The 14,410-nt window shown below is 63.8% G+C and carries 13 protein-coding genes; all 13 read right to left on the bottom strand.

Annotated elements, in window-relative coordinates; translation table 11 throughout:
• Positions 1-29 precede the first annotated feature (29 nt).
• The 13 genes from tuf to RGU41_RS19320 all read right to left on the bottom strand — a co-directional run bounded on the left by tuf (position 30) and on the right by RGU41_RS19320 (position 14,335).
• Complete coding sequence (tuf, locus tag RGU41_RS19380) at positions 30-1,223, bottom strand: elongation factor Tu (RefSeq protein ID WP_322137153.1); 1,194 nt, start codon at positions 1,221-1,223, stop codon at positions 30-32.
• A gap of 144 nt (positions 1,224-1,367) precedes the next feature.
• Positions 1,368-3,482 carry an elongation factor G gene (gene fusA, locus RGU41_RS19375; protein WP_134449882.1) on the bottom strand — a complete coding sequence of 705 codons (2,115 nt, stop codon included), beginning with the start codon at positions 3,480-3,482 and terminating at the stop codon, positions 1,368-1,370.
• Between the two features lie 102 nt (positions 3,483-3,584).
• Positions 3,585-4,055 carry a 30S ribosomal protein S7 gene (gene rpsG / locus RGU41_RS19370; RefSeq protein ID WP_066597688.1) on the bottom strand — a complete coding sequence of 157 codons (471 nt, stop codon included), beginning with the start codon at positions 4,053-4,055 and terminating at the stop codon, positions 3,585-3,587.
• Positions 4,055-4,429: a 30S ribosomal protein S12 gene (gene rpsL / locus RGU41_RS19365; protein ID WP_055787040.1), complete on the bottom strand. Its 375-nt coding sequence runs from the start codon at positions 4,427-4,429 to the stop codon at positions 4,055-4,057. The genes rpsG and rpsL overlap by 1 nt, the downstream gene beginning before the upstream one ends.
• Before the next feature lie 366 nt (positions 4,430-4,795).
• The gene (locus RGU41_RS19360; protein ID WP_134449881.1) at positions 4,796-5,452 is read right to left on the bottom strand and encodes a spermidine/putrescine ABC transporter substrate-binding protein; all 657 of its coding nucleotides are present in this window, start codon (positions 5,450-5,452) and stop codon (positions 4,796-4,798) included.
• Between the two features lie 50 nt (positions 5,453-5,502).
• Positions 5,503-5,991 carry a DUF6121 family protein gene (locus RGU41_RS19355; RefSeq protein ID WP_134449880.1) on the bottom strand — a complete coding sequence of 163 codons (489 nt, stop codon included), beginning with the start codon at positions 5,989-5,991 and terminating at the stop codon, positions 5,503-5,505.
• A 60-nt stretch (positions 5,992-6,051) separates the two neighbouring features.
• Entirely contained in the window at positions 6,052-6,993 is a 942-nt protein-coding gene (locus tag RGU41_RS19350) for a hypothetical protein (RefSeq protein ID WP_134449879.1), read from the bottom strand.
• Between the two features lie 119 nt (positions 6,994-7,112).
• Positions 7,113-7,841: a hypothetical protein gene (locus tag RGU41_RS19345; RefSeq protein WP_322137152.1), complete on the bottom strand. Its 729-nt coding sequence runs from the start codon at positions 7,839-7,841 to the stop codon at positions 7,113-7,115.
• A 2-nt stretch (positions 7,842-7,843) separates the two neighbouring features.
• Complete coding sequence (locus RGU41_RS19340; RefSeq protein ID WP_322137151.1) at positions 7,844-8,365, bottom strand: hypothetical protein; 522 nt, start codon at positions 8,363-8,365, stop codon at positions 7,844-7,846.
• Between the two features lie 139 nt (positions 8,366-8,504).
• Positions 8,505-9,554: a type IV pilus assembly protein PilM gene (pilM, locus tag RGU41_RS19335; protein ID WP_322137150.1), complete on the bottom strand. Its 1,050-nt coding sequence runs from the start codon at positions 9,552-9,554 to the stop codon at positions 8,505-8,507.
• Positions 9,555-9,609: 55 nt separating this feature from the next.
• Positions 9,610-10,434, bottom strand: a complete 825-nt coding sequence (locus tag RGU41_RS19330) for a prepilin peptidase (protein ID WP_322137149.1) — start codon at positions 10,432-10,434, stop codon at positions 9,610-9,612.
• Between the two features lie 41 nt (positions 10,435-10,475).
• Complete coding sequence (locus RGU41_RS19325) at positions 10,476-12,293, bottom strand: hypothetical protein (protein ID WP_322137404.1); 1,818 nt, start codon at positions 12,291-12,293, stop codon at positions 10,476-10,478.
• A complete protein-coding gene (locus RGU41_RS19320) occupies positions 12,293-14,335 on the bottom strand; it encodes a prepilin-type N-terminal cleavage/methylation domain-containing protein (protein ID WP_322137403.1) in 2,043 nt (680 codons plus the stop codon). Before RGU41_RS19320 ends, RGU41_RS19325 begins: the two co-directional genes overlap by 1 nt.
• Between the last annotated feature and the right edge of the window lie 75 nt (positions 14,336-14,410).

Raw genomic sequence — 14,410 nt, 5'->3', positions numbered from 1 at the left:
CCCGTTTCAGTGGTGCAGGTGGTGAAGAACTACTTGATGATCTTCGTCACGGTTCCGGCGCCGACGGTGCGGCCACCTTCACGGATAGCGAAGCCGAGTCCATCTTCCAGGGCGATCGGCTGGATCAGCGCGACAGTCAGGTCGGTGGTGTCGCCGGGCATGACCATCTCGGTGCCCTCGGGCAGCGTGATGACGCCGGTGACGTCGGTGGTACGGAAGTAGAACTGCGGACGGTAGTTCGCGTAGAACGGGTTGTGACGGCCGCCCTCTTCCTTTGACAGGATGTACGCGGTGCCCTCGAAGTCGGTGTGCGGCGTGACCGAACCCGGCTTGACGACGACCTGGCCGCGCTCGACGTCTTCGCGCTTGGTGCCACGAAGAAGAAGACCACAGTTCTCGCCGGCCCATGCCTCGTCGAGCTGCTTGTGGAACATCTCGATACCAGTGACCGTGGTCTTGATCGTCGGGCGGATGCCGACAACCTCGACCTCGGAGTTGATCTTGAGGGTTCCACGCTCGGCGCGGCCGGTGACGACGGTGCCACGACCGGTGATCGTGAAGACGTCCTCGATCGGCATGAGGAAGGGCTTGTCCTTGTCGCGGACGGGCTCCGGGAAGTAGTCGTCAACGGCCTGCATGAGCTCCAGGATGTTGCCGACCCACTTCGGGTCGCCTTCCAGCGCCTTGAGCGCCGACACGCGGACAACAGGAGCGTTGTCGCCGTCGAAGCCCTGGGCGGTGAGGAGTTCGCGAACCTCGAGCTCGACGAGCTCAAGGATCTCTTCGTCGTCGACCATGTCGGCCTTGTTCAGCGCGACGAGCAGGGACGGCACGCCGACCTGCTTGGCGAGAAGAACGTGCTCACGGGTCTGAGCCATCGGGCCGTCAGTTGCGGCGACAACGAGAATCGCGCCGTCCATCTGCGCAGCACCGGTGATCATGTTCTTCACATAGTCAGCGTGACCTGGGCAGTCAACGTGAGCGTAGTGACGCTTTTCGGTCTCGTACTCAACATGGGAGATGTTGATCGTGATGCCGCGCTGGCGTTCTTCCGGAGCCGAGTCGATCGACGCGAAGTCGCGCTGAACGTTGGTCTTGGAAGGGAACGTGTCGGCAAGGACCTTGGAGATCGCTGCAGTCAGCGTGGTCTTTCCGTGGTCAACGTGACCGATCGTTCCGATGTTTACGTGCGGCTTAGTCCGCTCGAACTTGGCCTTGGCCACTGTGGGTCCTCCTCAGGACTCTCGGCTTCACCGCCCGCTGGTTTGCGGCCGGTGAAACTGCTGGATTTGTGTACTTATGTTACTCGGGCCGGGAGGCCGAAGCGATTCGGCCCGAAGGCCCGGAAAAGGCCCGAGGGCCCCAGGCTATTCGCCCTTGTTCTTCTGGATGATCTCTTCGGCAACAGCCTTGGGGACCTCGGCGTAGCTCTCGAAGGTCATCGAGTACACGGCACGCCCGGAGGTCTTGGACCTCAGGTCGCCGATGTAACCGAACATCTCCGAAAGCGGAACGAAGGCACGAATGACCTTGACGCCGCTCGCGTCTTCCATGGTCTGAATCTGACCACGGCGGGAGTTGAGGTCGCCGATGACGTCGCCCATGTATTCCTCAGGCGTACGAACTTCGACGCTCATGAGCGGCTCGAGAAGAACAGGGTTCGCCTTGCGGACGGCTTCCTTGAAGCCCATCGAACCGGCGATCTTGAACGCCATCTCCGAGGAGTCGACGTCGTGCGCGGCACCGTCGAGCAGGCTGGCGCGAACGCCGACCATCGGGTAGCCGGCCAGAACACCGACGTGCATGGCGTCCTGGATGCCCGCGTCGACCGAGGGGATGTATTCCCTGGGGATGCGGCCACCGGTGACCTTGTTCAGGAACTCGTAACCCTTTTCGGCAGTGATTTCAAGCGGCTCGATCGCGATCTGAATCTTCGCGAACTGGCCGGATCCACCGGTCTGCTTCTTGTGGGTGTAGTCGTGACGCTCGACGGCCTTGCGGATCGTCTCGCGGTACGCGACCTGGGGCTTGCCGACGTTGGCCTCGACGTTGAACTCGCGACGCATGCGGTCGACGAGGATGTCCAGGTGAAGTTCACCCATTCCCTTGATGACCGTCTGGCCAGTTTCCTGGTTCTGCTCGGTACGGAAGGTCGGGTCTTCTTCGGCCAGCTTCTGGATCGCGAGACCCAGCTTTTCCTGGTCCTGCTTCGTCTTCGGCTCGATCGCAACCTCGATGACCGGGTCAGGGAACGTCATCGACTCGAGTACGACCTGGTGGTTCGGGTCGCACAGGGTGTCGCCGGTGGTGGTGTCCTTGAGGCCGATGACCGCGTAGATGTGACCGGCGGTCACGAAGGCCACCGGGTTCTCCTTGTTGGCGTGCATCTGGAAGATCTTGCCGATGCGCTCCTTCTTGCCCTTGGTCGAGTTGATGACCTGGCCGCCGGAGTCGAGGTGTCCCGAGTAGACGCGGATGTAGGTGAGGCGACCGAAGAACGGGTGCACCGCGACCTTGAACGCGAGGGCCGTGAACGGCTCGGACGCATCAGAGTGACGCATGACGACGACCTCTTCATCGCGCGCGTCGTGGGCCTCGATGGCCGGCACGTCGAGCGGGGTGGGGAGGTAGTCGATGACGGCGTCAAGCATCGGCTGGACGCCGCGGTTCTTGAACGCGGAGCCGCAGAGGACCGGGTAGATCTCGCTGTTGACCGTGAGCTTGCGGATCGCGTGCTTGATCTCGGAGACGGTGAGCTCTTCGCCGGAGAAGTACTTCTCCATGAGGTCGTCATCGGTCTCGGCGACGGTCTCGAGGAGCAGCTTGCGGTAAACCGCGGCCTGCTCGACGAGGTCGGCCGGGATGACCTCGATCTCGTAGTGGGATCCCATCTCGACGTCACCCTTGGAGTCGCCGCGCCAGGTCAGTGCACGCATCTCGACGAGGTCGACAACACCCTCGAAGGTGTTCTCGGCGCCGATCGGCAGCTGGATGACGAGCGGCTTCGCGCCGAGGCGCTTGACGATGGTGTCGACGGTGTAGAAGAAGTCCGCGCCGAGCTTGTCCATCTTGTTGACGAAGCAGATGCGGGGAACGTCGTACTTGTCGGCCTGGCGCCAGACGGTCTCGGACTGGGGCTCAACGCCCTCCTTGCCGTCGAACACGGCAACCGCGCCGTCGAGGACGCGGAGCGAACGCTCCACCTCGACGGTGAAGTCAACGTGGCCAGGGGTGTCGATGATGTTGATCTGGTTGCCGGCCCAGAAACAGGTCGTCGCAGCGGAGGTGATCGTGATGCCACGTTCCTGCTCCTGCGCCATCCAGTCCATGGTCGAGGCGCCGTCGTGGGTCTCGCCGATCTTGTGGTTGACACCCGTGTAGTACAGGATGCGCTCAGTGACGGTGGTCTTGCCAGCGTCAATGTGCGCCATGATGCCAATATTGCGGACCTTGCTCAGGTCGGTGAGCACATCAAGTGCCACGGGTGTCCTCCGGACGTTTTTTGGGGGTGTGTGGGGCGAAACAAGACAAGCCGGTGGGCGAGCGGGGCGGGTGACCCGCCCCGCTCGCTCACCGGATCGCGACTACCAGCGGTAGTGTGCGAAGGCCTTGTTCGCCTCGGCCATCTTGTGTGTGTCTTCACGACGCTTGACCGCGGCACCGAGGCCGTTGGACGCGTCGAGGATCTCGTTGGTGAGGCGCTCGGTCATGGTCTTCTCGCGACGGGCCTTGGCGTAGCTGGTCAACCAGCGGAGAGCCAGGGTGTTGGCGCGGTGCGGCTTGACTTCGACCGGCACCTGGTAGGTGGAACCACCGACGCGGCGCGAACGCACCTCGAGGGTGGGGCGCACGTTGTCGAGCGCCTTCTTCAGCGTGACGACAGCATCCGCACCGTTTTTGGCAACGACGCCCTCGAGTGCATCGTAAACGATGCGCTCGGCGAGGCCCTTTTTGCCGTCGAGGAGGATTTTGTTGACGAGCTGGGAGACGATGGGGGCGCCGTATACCGGGTCAGCGATAACGGGACGCTTGGGCGCTGGGCCTTTACGAGGCATTACTTCTTCTCCATCTTGGCGCCGTAGCGGCTACGAGCCTGCTTGCGGTTCTTGACAGCCTGGGTGTCCAGTGCGCCGCGAACGATCTTGTAACGAACACCGGGGAGGTCCTTCACGCGACCGCCACGCACGAGCACCATCGAGTGCTCCTGCAGGTTGTGACCCTCGCCGGGGATGTAGGCGGTGACCTCGGTACCGTTCGACAGCTTGACGCGGGCGACCTTGCGGAGAGCCGAGTTCGGCTTCTTCGGGGTGGTGGTGTACACGCGGGTGCACACGCCGCGCTGCTGCGGGTTGGCCTTGAGGGCGGGAGCCTTGGTCTTGGTGACCTTGGGGCTGCGGCCCTTCCTGACCAACTGCTGAATGGTTGGCACTAATTACTCCTTGTTATTGCTGCACGGTGACAGCTCATTGATGGTTAGCATTCGATTCGTTCCGTTTCCGGTCCTTGTCGAGTTCATCTGGACCCGCCGGCGCACGCGGAACAAGTTCCGCGCGTTTCAGTGGGTATGCCGTGGGGGCTGCTCGGTGAGCAAACCCAGCATGCGTGCCGTGTCTGGGCGCCCAAGGTGCGGCACGACGAGATCGCGATGGCATGACTCAAGCGCACGACGAAGCGCACACCCCGAAATACTAACTCCCCTCGGGTAGCCCGGTCAAATGGCGAGCCTCCGTCGAGCGGATGCGGCGGGCCGGGCACGCGCGTGGCCCACGCGGCTTGTCCCCCACTCGTCCGCGACTCACAGGCCGTGAGGCCAGAGCGGGGAGTTGAGGGTGCTGTCGAGATCGGCGAGCAGGGACTGCACCCAGGGCTCGACGAACTCGTTCACCGCGGCCCGCATCCGCTCACGATGGCGGTACAACGCCATGCAGACCTGGCCGCCGACCTCGGCCGCGTACTCGTCGGCGAGGCGCAGCTCGGCGCGAATTGCCGCCTTCTCCTCCGCGGTGAGTGGCGCCGGTTCGGCGACGAACGCGGCCGGGGAGGCGGGGCGCGCGAGTTCGGCGAAGGTGAAGAGGTAGGGCGCCTCACGTTCGGCGGGCGGGTCGAGCTCGAGGCCGGCGAACTCGGGGTCGAGGCCGTCGGCCGGGCGATAGCTCGCGACGGCGGCCTTGCGTTCCTCGTTCGCACGGATCTCCCGGCTGAGCAGCGGGAGGGTGGACTCGGTGTACGCGTCGACGGAGCCGTCAATCACAGCCTTCACGCGCATGGCGAGGGCGTGCTGCACCGCGTGTGGGACATCGGTCGTGAGGCCGGCGGCGCGGATGACGGGCGAACCGAAACAGGTGCGGCACAGCCGCGTCCTGCGGGTGTGCGTGCCGGGTCGCCACTTGGGGAGCCAGCTCAGCCAGTCGTCGACGACATCGCCGACGCGTGCTTCGATGGAACCATCCATGGACATTAAGGTTACTCGATGCCGCAGGTGTTCGGCGGGGAGATTTCGCCCTATTCGTCCGGGCGTTCCCAGGGCCACAGCGGCCGGCCGTGTTCGTTGATGCGGGAGGCGAGCACGAGCGAATACAGCAGGGTGACGACGAAGGCGAGGATGCCGGTCGTCGCCGCGAACGGCTCGCGCAGCACCGCCGCGGCGAAGGTCAGCCCGCTGAACAGTTGCCCGTTTCCCAGGGGATAGAGCACGGAGCCGGCGGCGACGAACCCGAGGAACGCGGCGATGCCGGTTCCGGCCGCGTACCCGAGCGCCACCCGTTGGCGGCGCGGCGATGCCCGCAGCCCGAGCCACAGCAGGAGAGCGAAAACCAGCAGCACGGCCGCCGCCGCCATTCCGGGACCGACGAGCGGGCCGGCATCCGTCACCGGGATGACCTCGATGTCGGCGAGCAGGCTGATCATGCCGAAGGCCGCGACGAGCAGCGCCGCGTAGAGCACGGCCGCGAACACGGCGACGACGGCCGCGTATCGCTGATAGTCGCGCATCGCTCAGGCCTCACTCCCCCGCTACGGCGATTCCGCCGGCCGGCTTCGGACTGTTCGGGATTACTGCGGACGGGAGAGCTGCGGCCCTTCGGCGAGGCGGCGGTCGTAGTCCTGGCGGGCGGCGGCGTTGCGGGCCGTGACGGTGCGTCCGCGGCGGGCGATCCAGGCGCCGAACCAGATCGGCACCTCGCGGGCGACGACGGCGGCGGCGATCGCGTACGGGCTGAGCCACTGCGCGGTGATGAAGCGGACCGCTTCGGACGGGGTGAAGTTCCAGGCCTGCACGGTCAGCAGCGCCGCTCCGATGTAGGAGAAGTACACGATGACGGCCACGAGGAAGCCGAAGAGCACGTATGCCCACCAGCCGCCGCGGTTGACGATCAGCACGAGCAGGGAGAACCCGATGAAGAAGAACACGGCGGGCACGTAGAAGACCGGAAGCACGATGAAGTCGGTGAACTTCGCGGCGGCGTCGGCGACCGAGCCGCTGCCGGCCCCGGCGATGCCAAAGGCGACGAGCGCGTAGACGATGGAGTACACAACTGTCGCGAGAAGCACGAGCAGCACGCCGGCACCCCGGTTGCCCTTGTCGACGGGCGGGGCCGGGGCCTGGATGTAGATGGGGCCCGCGGGCGCCTGCACGGGAACCGCGGGCGTGTAGCCGGGGGTGTAGTCGGTGACGGGAGCATGCTCCGCTGCCGTCTGGTCCTGCGTGGCGACCTGGGCGTCCTCATGTGCGGCCTCGGCCGAGACGGCCGTGGGGGTCTCGTAGGAGATCGGCTCGCCGACCGGCTCGGGGACGACGACAGGGGCGACGGGGGCGGATGCTGCGGGCTCGGCGAGCGGTGCCGGTACCGACTCGTCAGCGGGCACTGCGGCGGCGTGCGCCGGCTCGCTCGGAGCCGGCTGGTCGGTCGGGTCCGTCTCGGACCGCGCGTACGCGGCCGTCGGGGCATCCGTCTCGGGGGTCGTGTTGCGCTCGTCTGATGTCGGGTCGCTCATGCTGCACTCCTCGCGGGCCGGGTGGCCGTAGCTCTCTGCAGCAACCATAACAACATGCCCGGCCCCCGATCGGGAGCTTGGCCGCGCGATTTGTGATTCGGTGCGGCGGCCGTTCGGGGCTATTTCGCCGCGGGCGTCGGGGTAGGCGTCGGCGTCGCGGCCGCAGTCGCCGCGGGTGTCGCCGCAGTCGCGGGTGGGACGAGCACGTAGACGAGGCCGGTGATTGTGGCCGTGATGTCCCCTGTCGCGCTCGTCTTCGCGTCGGTGGTCGAGTCCGCGGCGAGAGGTGCCGTCGTGATCCCCGTCACCAAATAGAGCCGCTGACCGCTTTGAAGTCCGCTGATGAAGTCGAGGGCATGGGCGTAGCTTCCTGTGACCGTGATCGACACCGCGAGCGAAGCGAAAGTCGTTGCCGTGATCTGCGCGTTCGTGACCGGCATGACGGCCGCGGGTGTTCCGGTCGTGGCGCTATTCGTACCAGTTGAAGCGAGTGCGGCCGGAGCCGCATACGGAACGGCATCGGACACGGTCATGCCGGTCAGAGTCACCGACTTTGACCCGGCGAGCGCATCGAGCTGAGTGACAAAACTCGGCATCTCCGTGCCGCTCGGCACGGAAGCCTGCAGGGGAACCAGCTCGGCCTTGAGCGCATCGATACCGGCGTAGTCGGATTTGAGTTTGGCCAGTACCGTTGCTTGCCCTGCATTCGACGCCTCCACGGCGGCGCGCGACTGATCGGCTGTCGCGACCGCCGTGAGCTGTGGTTGGATTCCCAGCAACAGGCCCATCGCGAGGACGGCAACCATGACGACGACTGACCCGATAACCCAGATTCTGTTCTTGTCCATGTTCATTTCCCCACAGTCGCGAAGCGCTTGGCGTACGCGGCATCATTGACGTGCATGGTGATGTCGACGGTGTAAGTCTTCGTGGTCGCATCCAGAGTCACAGACCCGGGCAATGCGTCAGCGAATCCCGGCAGAGTAGAGAGCGCGTTCAGCCAGGTGGGGACGTCAGGCAGCACTGCACTCTTCGCGGTGAACTTCACGGTACCGACGCGGGCGCCCTGCAGAGGCGCGGTGGGCTGCGCATAGGCAAATATCGGGGAGGCAAAGTCGAGAGTCACCGTGTCGATCGAAACGGTGGACGGCAGAGTCGCCTGCACGCTGTCGAGGTATTTCTTCCAGTCGATTTCCGTCGACACGCCCACTTGCTGGGCCGCCTGCACAAGCGTGACTTTCGCCTGCACGGATCGAACTTCGATGTACTTGGTCTGCTCGGCGAGGAGACTCGAGGTGCGTGCCTGTTCGTCCGCCAGTTGACCCTGGGCCTGGAGTGCGAGCACGGTCGAGGCGCCGGTTCCGACGGCCATGATGGCGATCACACCGAAAACACCGATCAGCAGGCGCCGCCGGATGACGGCAGCAGCACGTTCCTTGTAGATCTCCGGGGGAGAAGATCTACACGGGGCACACCGCCGACGATGAGCTCCGCGGCCTTGCTGGCGCGGCTCATGCCGCACTTCCCAAGGCGAGGCCGAGCGCCACGGCAAATGTAGACCCGCTGAGCCTGAGGTCGTTCGCGTCGACGTCCCGCGCGAGACCGACCGTGACAAACGGGTCACCGACGACCACGGGCATTCGGGTCATCTCGGCGAGTGCTTCGGGCAACCCGCGCAATTGCCCGCCGCGCCCACTGAGCACGATCTGTCCCACCGGATTGGTCGGCCGTGTGTTGACGAAATAGCTGATGGTGTTGCGGAGGCTCGTCAACTGTTCACTGGCTATCTTGTAAATGACTTCCACAGCACGCTTGTCCGCCTCGGGCACTGTTCCGGTGGCCAGTCCGAGACCGCACTTGGCGGATTCTGCCTGTTCGGGAGTCGACTTGAGTTCGTCCTGCAGGGCTCGCGAAATGTCATCACCGCCTGTAGCAATAATTCGCACGAATTGCGGAACCCCGTTCGTCGCGATGACGACACTCGTGGTGCTGCCACCGATGTCGACCAACGCGACTGTGCCGGCGATGCCCGGTCTGCTCACGAGAATGCGAGTCAAGGCGAATGGAATCAGATCTACGTCGACAGTCATCAGTCCCGCGAGCTGAGTGGCTTTGACGTTCGCGAGCACAGCCGACTTAACCGCCGCGATCAACAGCCCGTTGACGACCGGTCCATTTTCACCCTCGGATTCGGAGATCGGGTAGAAGTCGAGCAGGGCTTCGGCGACCGGGATCGGAAGCATTTCCTGCACCTCGAACGGTAAGGTCTCGCGGATGCGGGCGAGTGACATTTTTGGGACGCTCAGGTCGCGGGCGAGCACCCGCTGGTTGCCCATGCCGAGCACGACGTTCTTGGATTTGAACCCGCCGGACGACCAAAGCTGCTTGAGCGCTGCGGCAACGGTGTTCGGTTCTATGACCTCGCCGCTGTTGACCGCTCCGTCCGGCAGGCCAATCTGGCTGTAGCGGAGCAGGATCGGTTTGACAGATTGCGGGTCGCTCACTTCGACGGCTCGCAGAACCGAGCTTCCGATGTCTATCCCCACGATGCTTGTTGTCACGTTGTCATTCCTCTACTGATTTGGACGTCACTACGAGCAACGATGTTGCGTTCCGTCACTGTGTTATGCCGATGAAGCTCAGGTAGCTGTTCCACAATTGGTTTCCCCAGAAGATTCCGACCCACGCGCCCGCCAGCATCCAGGGCCCAAAAGGGATTCCACTCTTGCGATTGGCGCGTCGGGTTGCGAGCAAGCCGATCGCGAAAACCCCGCCCAGCAGGAAGGCCGCGAAGGCACCAACCACAAGGGGCCCCCAGCCGAGGTAGCCGAGGTAGAGTCCGAGCACACCGGCGAGTTTGACGTCGCCGAAACCCATTCCGCCTGGATAAGCGAGCGCCATGACCAGGTACAGGGCCCAAAGGATTGCGAGACCGATGCCGGCACGGATCAGCGCCGTATAGTCACCCGTCACGATTGATGCCGACCCGAGCAGCCCTGCTCCGACGAGATAGCTCGGCAGCACGATCCTGTTTGGCAGCCGATTGGTATCGAGGTCGATCAGTGCCAGTGCGATACTCACCGCCGCCAGATACAGGACCGCGAGCAAAACGAGCACCGCGGGGGTCCAGGACGCACCCGCGCTGTCGGGTCCAACTTGGCCAGCGTACGCACCAGTCCACACGTAGACGGCGACCACCACGAAGAAGACGGCTGTTCCGGTTTCCACGAGCGGATACCGCACCGAGATCCGCGTCCGGCAGTCGCGGCACTTGCCACGCAGGAGAGCCCAGGAGACCACCGGAATGTTGTCCCGTCGAAGGATGGAGGCCCCGCAGCGCGGACACGCGCTGGGCGGTGACACGATCGAGAGGCCTGCCGGAACACGGTAGATCACGACATTGAGGAAGGAACCGACGACGAGGCCGACGACGGCGCACAATGCGACGATGACCGGTAGAACGTCAGCCGAGGTAGTCGATGTCACGGCAGCGCCGTCCCATCCGCAGCAAATGCAGTCGCGACGTCGACGTACTGGGTCACGCCGTATGTCGTCGATGTCGGGGCCAGGAACTTGGGCGGCGCTGCCCCGTGCAGGCGGCTGTCGTACTTGTAGTTCTTCAGGAAACCGGTGGTGCCGGTGCCGGTGCCGACGGTACCGCGAAACTTCTGCGCAATAGCTCCCAGGACCGTTAGTGTGCCGTGGCTGCCACCGGTGTCATAGTTCTGCACCTGGAACGTGTGATTTATCGACAGGATGGCAGCGTCTATTTCCCTGTCGCCGAGGGGCGCTCCTCCATTGGCCGTGGTTACTTCCGTACAGGCAGAGCGTCCGCCGGAGGCCGGGCAATCCATCGGGTTCCACACCCACACAGCATTTTGCGCGACGAGCCCGAGAACGTCGAAGGCTGGATCGACGTAGGTGAGGTTACCCGTGACGTAAATGAAGTTATCGGTTGCAACCGTGACCGCACCCTTGACGACGCCCTTCACAAAGGCGTCGCCCGTCCTGCACTGGTAGGCGGGAAGGGCAGACGTGGACGTCGGTGCGCGATCCTCGGTTGCCACCGGGTAGCGCAGGGCAACCGGGGAACCATAGGTCCAGCCCTGGTCTCCACCGCTGCCGGTGCAGCTGAAGTTGGCGGGCGTGGCTCCCGGAGCCCAGTAGTTTGGGTCGGTTGAGGTCGACGAAGCGGTTTGAACGAAAATCAGGTTCTGATCCGGAACGGTCACAAGGGCGCCTGCTGGCGAGTTCAATGAGGCCAGGTCACCGCACTCGATAGGATTCTGACTCAGAATTCCCACGGTGTACGACGGCCTCGTGAACTTTGTCCACGGAGAAATGACGCGCATATGACCAGTCGCGTCGAACGTGATCGTGGTCGGTCCGGTGTACATGCACCCCGGCCGCGGAACGTCCGCGGGCAAGTCGACGCGCGTCTCGTTAGGCATGGACGCGTTTGTGGGCGGCATGTCAAGAGACGGGGCCCACACGGGACCCGTGGGGGCCGGGGTGCCTGTTCCGAACACGATTGGGGTTCCTGGGCAGGTGTTGACGTAATTCGGTGTCAACGTACTGCTCGTGGTTACTCCCTGGAGAAACTTCGCTCCACAAATACGCATCTGGTCGTTGGAGTGAACCGGCCCATCGAGGATGTCCCCGCTTGCGAATTGAATTTCCGTGCAATCCGGGTCGTGCGGGGCGTGCCGCACATCGGCAGGGTCGACGCACCGGGTACTTCCCGTAATCTGCGGGTCCATGAATTCGTAATTGGTGAAGTAGAGGAAGTCGATGAACCCTTTCTGCTTGAGGTTGGCGACAATGCTGCGGGTCGACGCGCCGACTTTGCCGGTGGATCGGATCCGCACGATTCCGGATGAAGAGTAGAGGGAATTGTCTACCTCGTAGCGGAACGACGCCCGACCTCCAGCGCCGGCGACGGTTCCCCAGGTGCCCGCGCTTCCCACACCGAAGGCGGGGTTTTCGTTGCCAGGCGCGGGCATCGAAACGGTCGTCGTGCTTCCGGTCCCGATAGTGAAGGGGGCGGCCGGATTGCCGAACTTCTCGTAGGTGCTGTCGTTGGACAGTCGACTGCCGTATTCGTCCACGCCGGCGTAGGCCGCCGCGAGTGCGGCAGTCGAATCCTGATCGTTGCGCGCTTTGACGGTGCCGCTAGCGGTGAAACTTAGTGCGGTGGCCGCCAGGAGAAGCATCACAATCGCCAGACCAATGACGGCGACAAGGGCGACTCCGCCCTCTTCATGATGGATGCGCTTCTGGACCTTGGTTTGCAGCCACATCACGAGACCACCTCAACTGTGTTTTCGATGACGACCGGCGCAGCGCCTGCTCCGCCGTTGCCCTGAACTCGGACCGTGAGCAGAACGGTTGCAATGCGGGCAAGATCTGCTGAGACCATGCTTCCGGTGGTCGGCGCGGCAATTACAACGCCGCTGCTGTCGAAGTAGCTGAAAAGGGGAGCTCCCGCGCCGGGGTCAACGAAGCTCGAGCCCAGATTGAGGCTTGAGTTCGGGGGAGTTGTCGTCGCGGCGAAGACCCAGGCTGCCCCGGAGGCCGTCGCTGTCCATCGGCTTTCGATCAGGGCGCGGCTCGTGGGGTCGATCGAGAACCGAATCATCGTGGGTTTGGGAGGACGAACAGCCACACTCGCGAAGGCGTCGACGTCGGTATTGCTGAAGAGCACCAGGCTCTCTCGGCCCGCGAAGCTGAATGCTGACGAAGCGATACTCGATCCGGCCACTTTCAGTGTCGTGCCGAAGCGGATCACCTGACCGAGCTCGTTGGCCGCAGTCGACGCCACCCGGGTACTGCTGTCCAGGGATCGACTTATCGAAACAGAGCGGACGACGCTCGAGTAAAGTCCGGAAGCCATCGCAAGGATCAGGCCCAGAAGCATCATGCTCACGAGAAGCTCAACAAGGGTGATTCCCGATTCGGTTTCGGGCCGACGCATCGGCTCGGCCGGCCTCATCGCGGGTCCAGAACGAACAGGCCGGTAGCGTCCGGGGAGGCCATGTGTGAGCAAGGTCACTCGTGTCTGGGGCAGCTGAGTCAGTGCCCCTCCGCTACTCGTACTCGTGAAGAGTCTCCAGGAACCAAAAGGAAGCGCGATGCGCACGGTACCCGACGACGGCACGATGTTGCCGAAGTTATAGGTCATCGTGGTTGTCGCCGAGGTGAGGCATGAGGGTTCGCCGGGCACCGGGGTGGCCGGGTCCGATACGGCAGTGAGCCAGCCTGCCGTCCCAGACGTCACGGTGGCGCCGCCCATGGGCACGTTGACTGTGACTGGGACGCCCGGGACAGGTGCCGCAATGGCTCCGCGAACCGCAACGAGCGCCGGCGTCACACGAGTGTCGGGGGCCCAGGCTTCCGGGTCAGGAGAAGGGCATCCGGTCGCTGCAAACTTGCCAGCGAATGTCTGATAGCCGACCGTGTATGGGTGCAGATCGACGTGGTTGCTCGTCGCTTTGAGTGCCCAATTACCCAGGCTGTTGATGAAGGTGTAGTCGAGATCGATCGGGATCTTCGGCAGCGGAGCTACGATATTGGACGCGTAATTGAGAGTGAACCGCACGGCCGTATCGTATTGGAATGAATAAGAGGCACTTGTCCCCGCCGCGACCGTACGCGTGAGGACCGGATTCGCAACCTGCGTCGAGTCGATCATGCCTGTGGTCGTGAGCTTCACGGCATAGTCGCCGGGTGCCGCTTGAAGCACAAAGGCACAGCCGTCGGCATCCGTCGGAGTAGTCGTGACTGAACCGAGCGCTGAAACCGCCGTGAAGGTCACCCCGGGCTGCCCCAGGCCACGAGCGTTCTTTACCGAGATGAGCAGGGTGCCCTTCGTCGGATCATTTATCCGGGCGCTTGGCGCTAGAAGGGTATCGACGACGACCGGGCGCGAGTTTGGACGGATATTCGGCCAGCTGACGGTGATCGTGATGCGCTTGTACTGGAGAGCCCCGCCCCCCGTTCCACAAGTCGACGCTGCTCCCGCGGGAGTGACCCACGCGGTCGTTCGCGTGACAATGTAATCTTCCGAGGCTGCCGTGGTGACCGTATGCGCGGGGATATCAAGCACGGAAAACGGATTGCCGAGTGCTCTGGCCGCATCGATCTCGCTCGAGGCAATGCCGGACGCTGTTTCACGCGACGTACTGTCACGGGAAAGCGCAAGGGTGCTGACCATCGCGTAGCCGACGCCGAGCGCGATCATCGCGAAGATCATCATGGCGACCATGATCTCGATGAGGGACAGACCGTCTGACCGCCGGAGTCCGCGAAGGGCGGGACGCAATGTGGCACAAATTGTGCGCATGAAAGCCCTCCGGGCGCCGCTCATCTATCTCTTTGGTTCAGTTGGTCGGTCCTCACACCGTAAGTCGGACCGAAT

This window comes from Cryobacterium sp. 10C3, from assembly GCF_034314285.1.
GTDB classification, from domain to species: domain Bacteria; phylum Actinomycetota; class Actinomycetes; order Actinomycetales; family Microbacteriaceae; genus Cryobacterium; species Cryobacterium glucosi.
Note: the sequence above shows the minus strand (reverse complement) of the source record. Positions and strands in the feature narration are given on the sequence as shown.

Excerpts from the sequence above, each read along its gene's own strand:
- RGU41_RS19325 (WP_322137404.1), bottom strand. The coding sequence starts at position 12,293 with ATGTGGCTGCAAACCAAGGTCCAGAAGCGCATCCATCATGAAGAGGGC.
- RGU41_RS19340 (WP_322137151.1), bottom strand. The coding sequence starts at position 8,365 with ATGGCCGTCGGAACCGGCGCCTCGACCGTGCTCGCACTCCAGGCCCAG.
- RGU41_RS19355 (WP_134449880.1), bottom strand. The coding sequence starts at position 5,991 with ATGCGCGACTATCAGCGATACGCGGCCGTCGTCGCCGTGTTCGCGGCC.
- RGU41_RS19360 (WP_134449881.1), bottom strand. The coding sequence starts at position 5,452 with ATGGATGGTTCCATCGAAGCACGCGTCGGCGATGTCGTCGACGACTGG.
- RGU41_RS19350 (WP_134449879.1), bottom strand. The coding sequence starts at position 6,993 with ATGAGCGACCCGACATCAGACGAGCGCAACACGACCCCCGAGACGGAT.
- RGU41_RS19320 (WP_322137403.1), bottom strand. The coding sequence starts at position 14,335 with ATGCGCACAATTTGTGCCACATTGCGTCCCGCCCTTCGCGGACTCCGG.
- RGU41_RS19345 (WP_322137152.1), bottom strand. The coding sequence starts at position 7,841 with ATGGACAAGAACAGAATCTGGGTTATCGGGTCAGTCGTCGTCATGGTT.
- rpsG (WP_066597688.1), bottom strand. The coding sequence starts at position 4,055 with ATGCCTCGTAAAGGCCCAGCGCCCAAGCGTCCCGTTATCGCTGACCCG.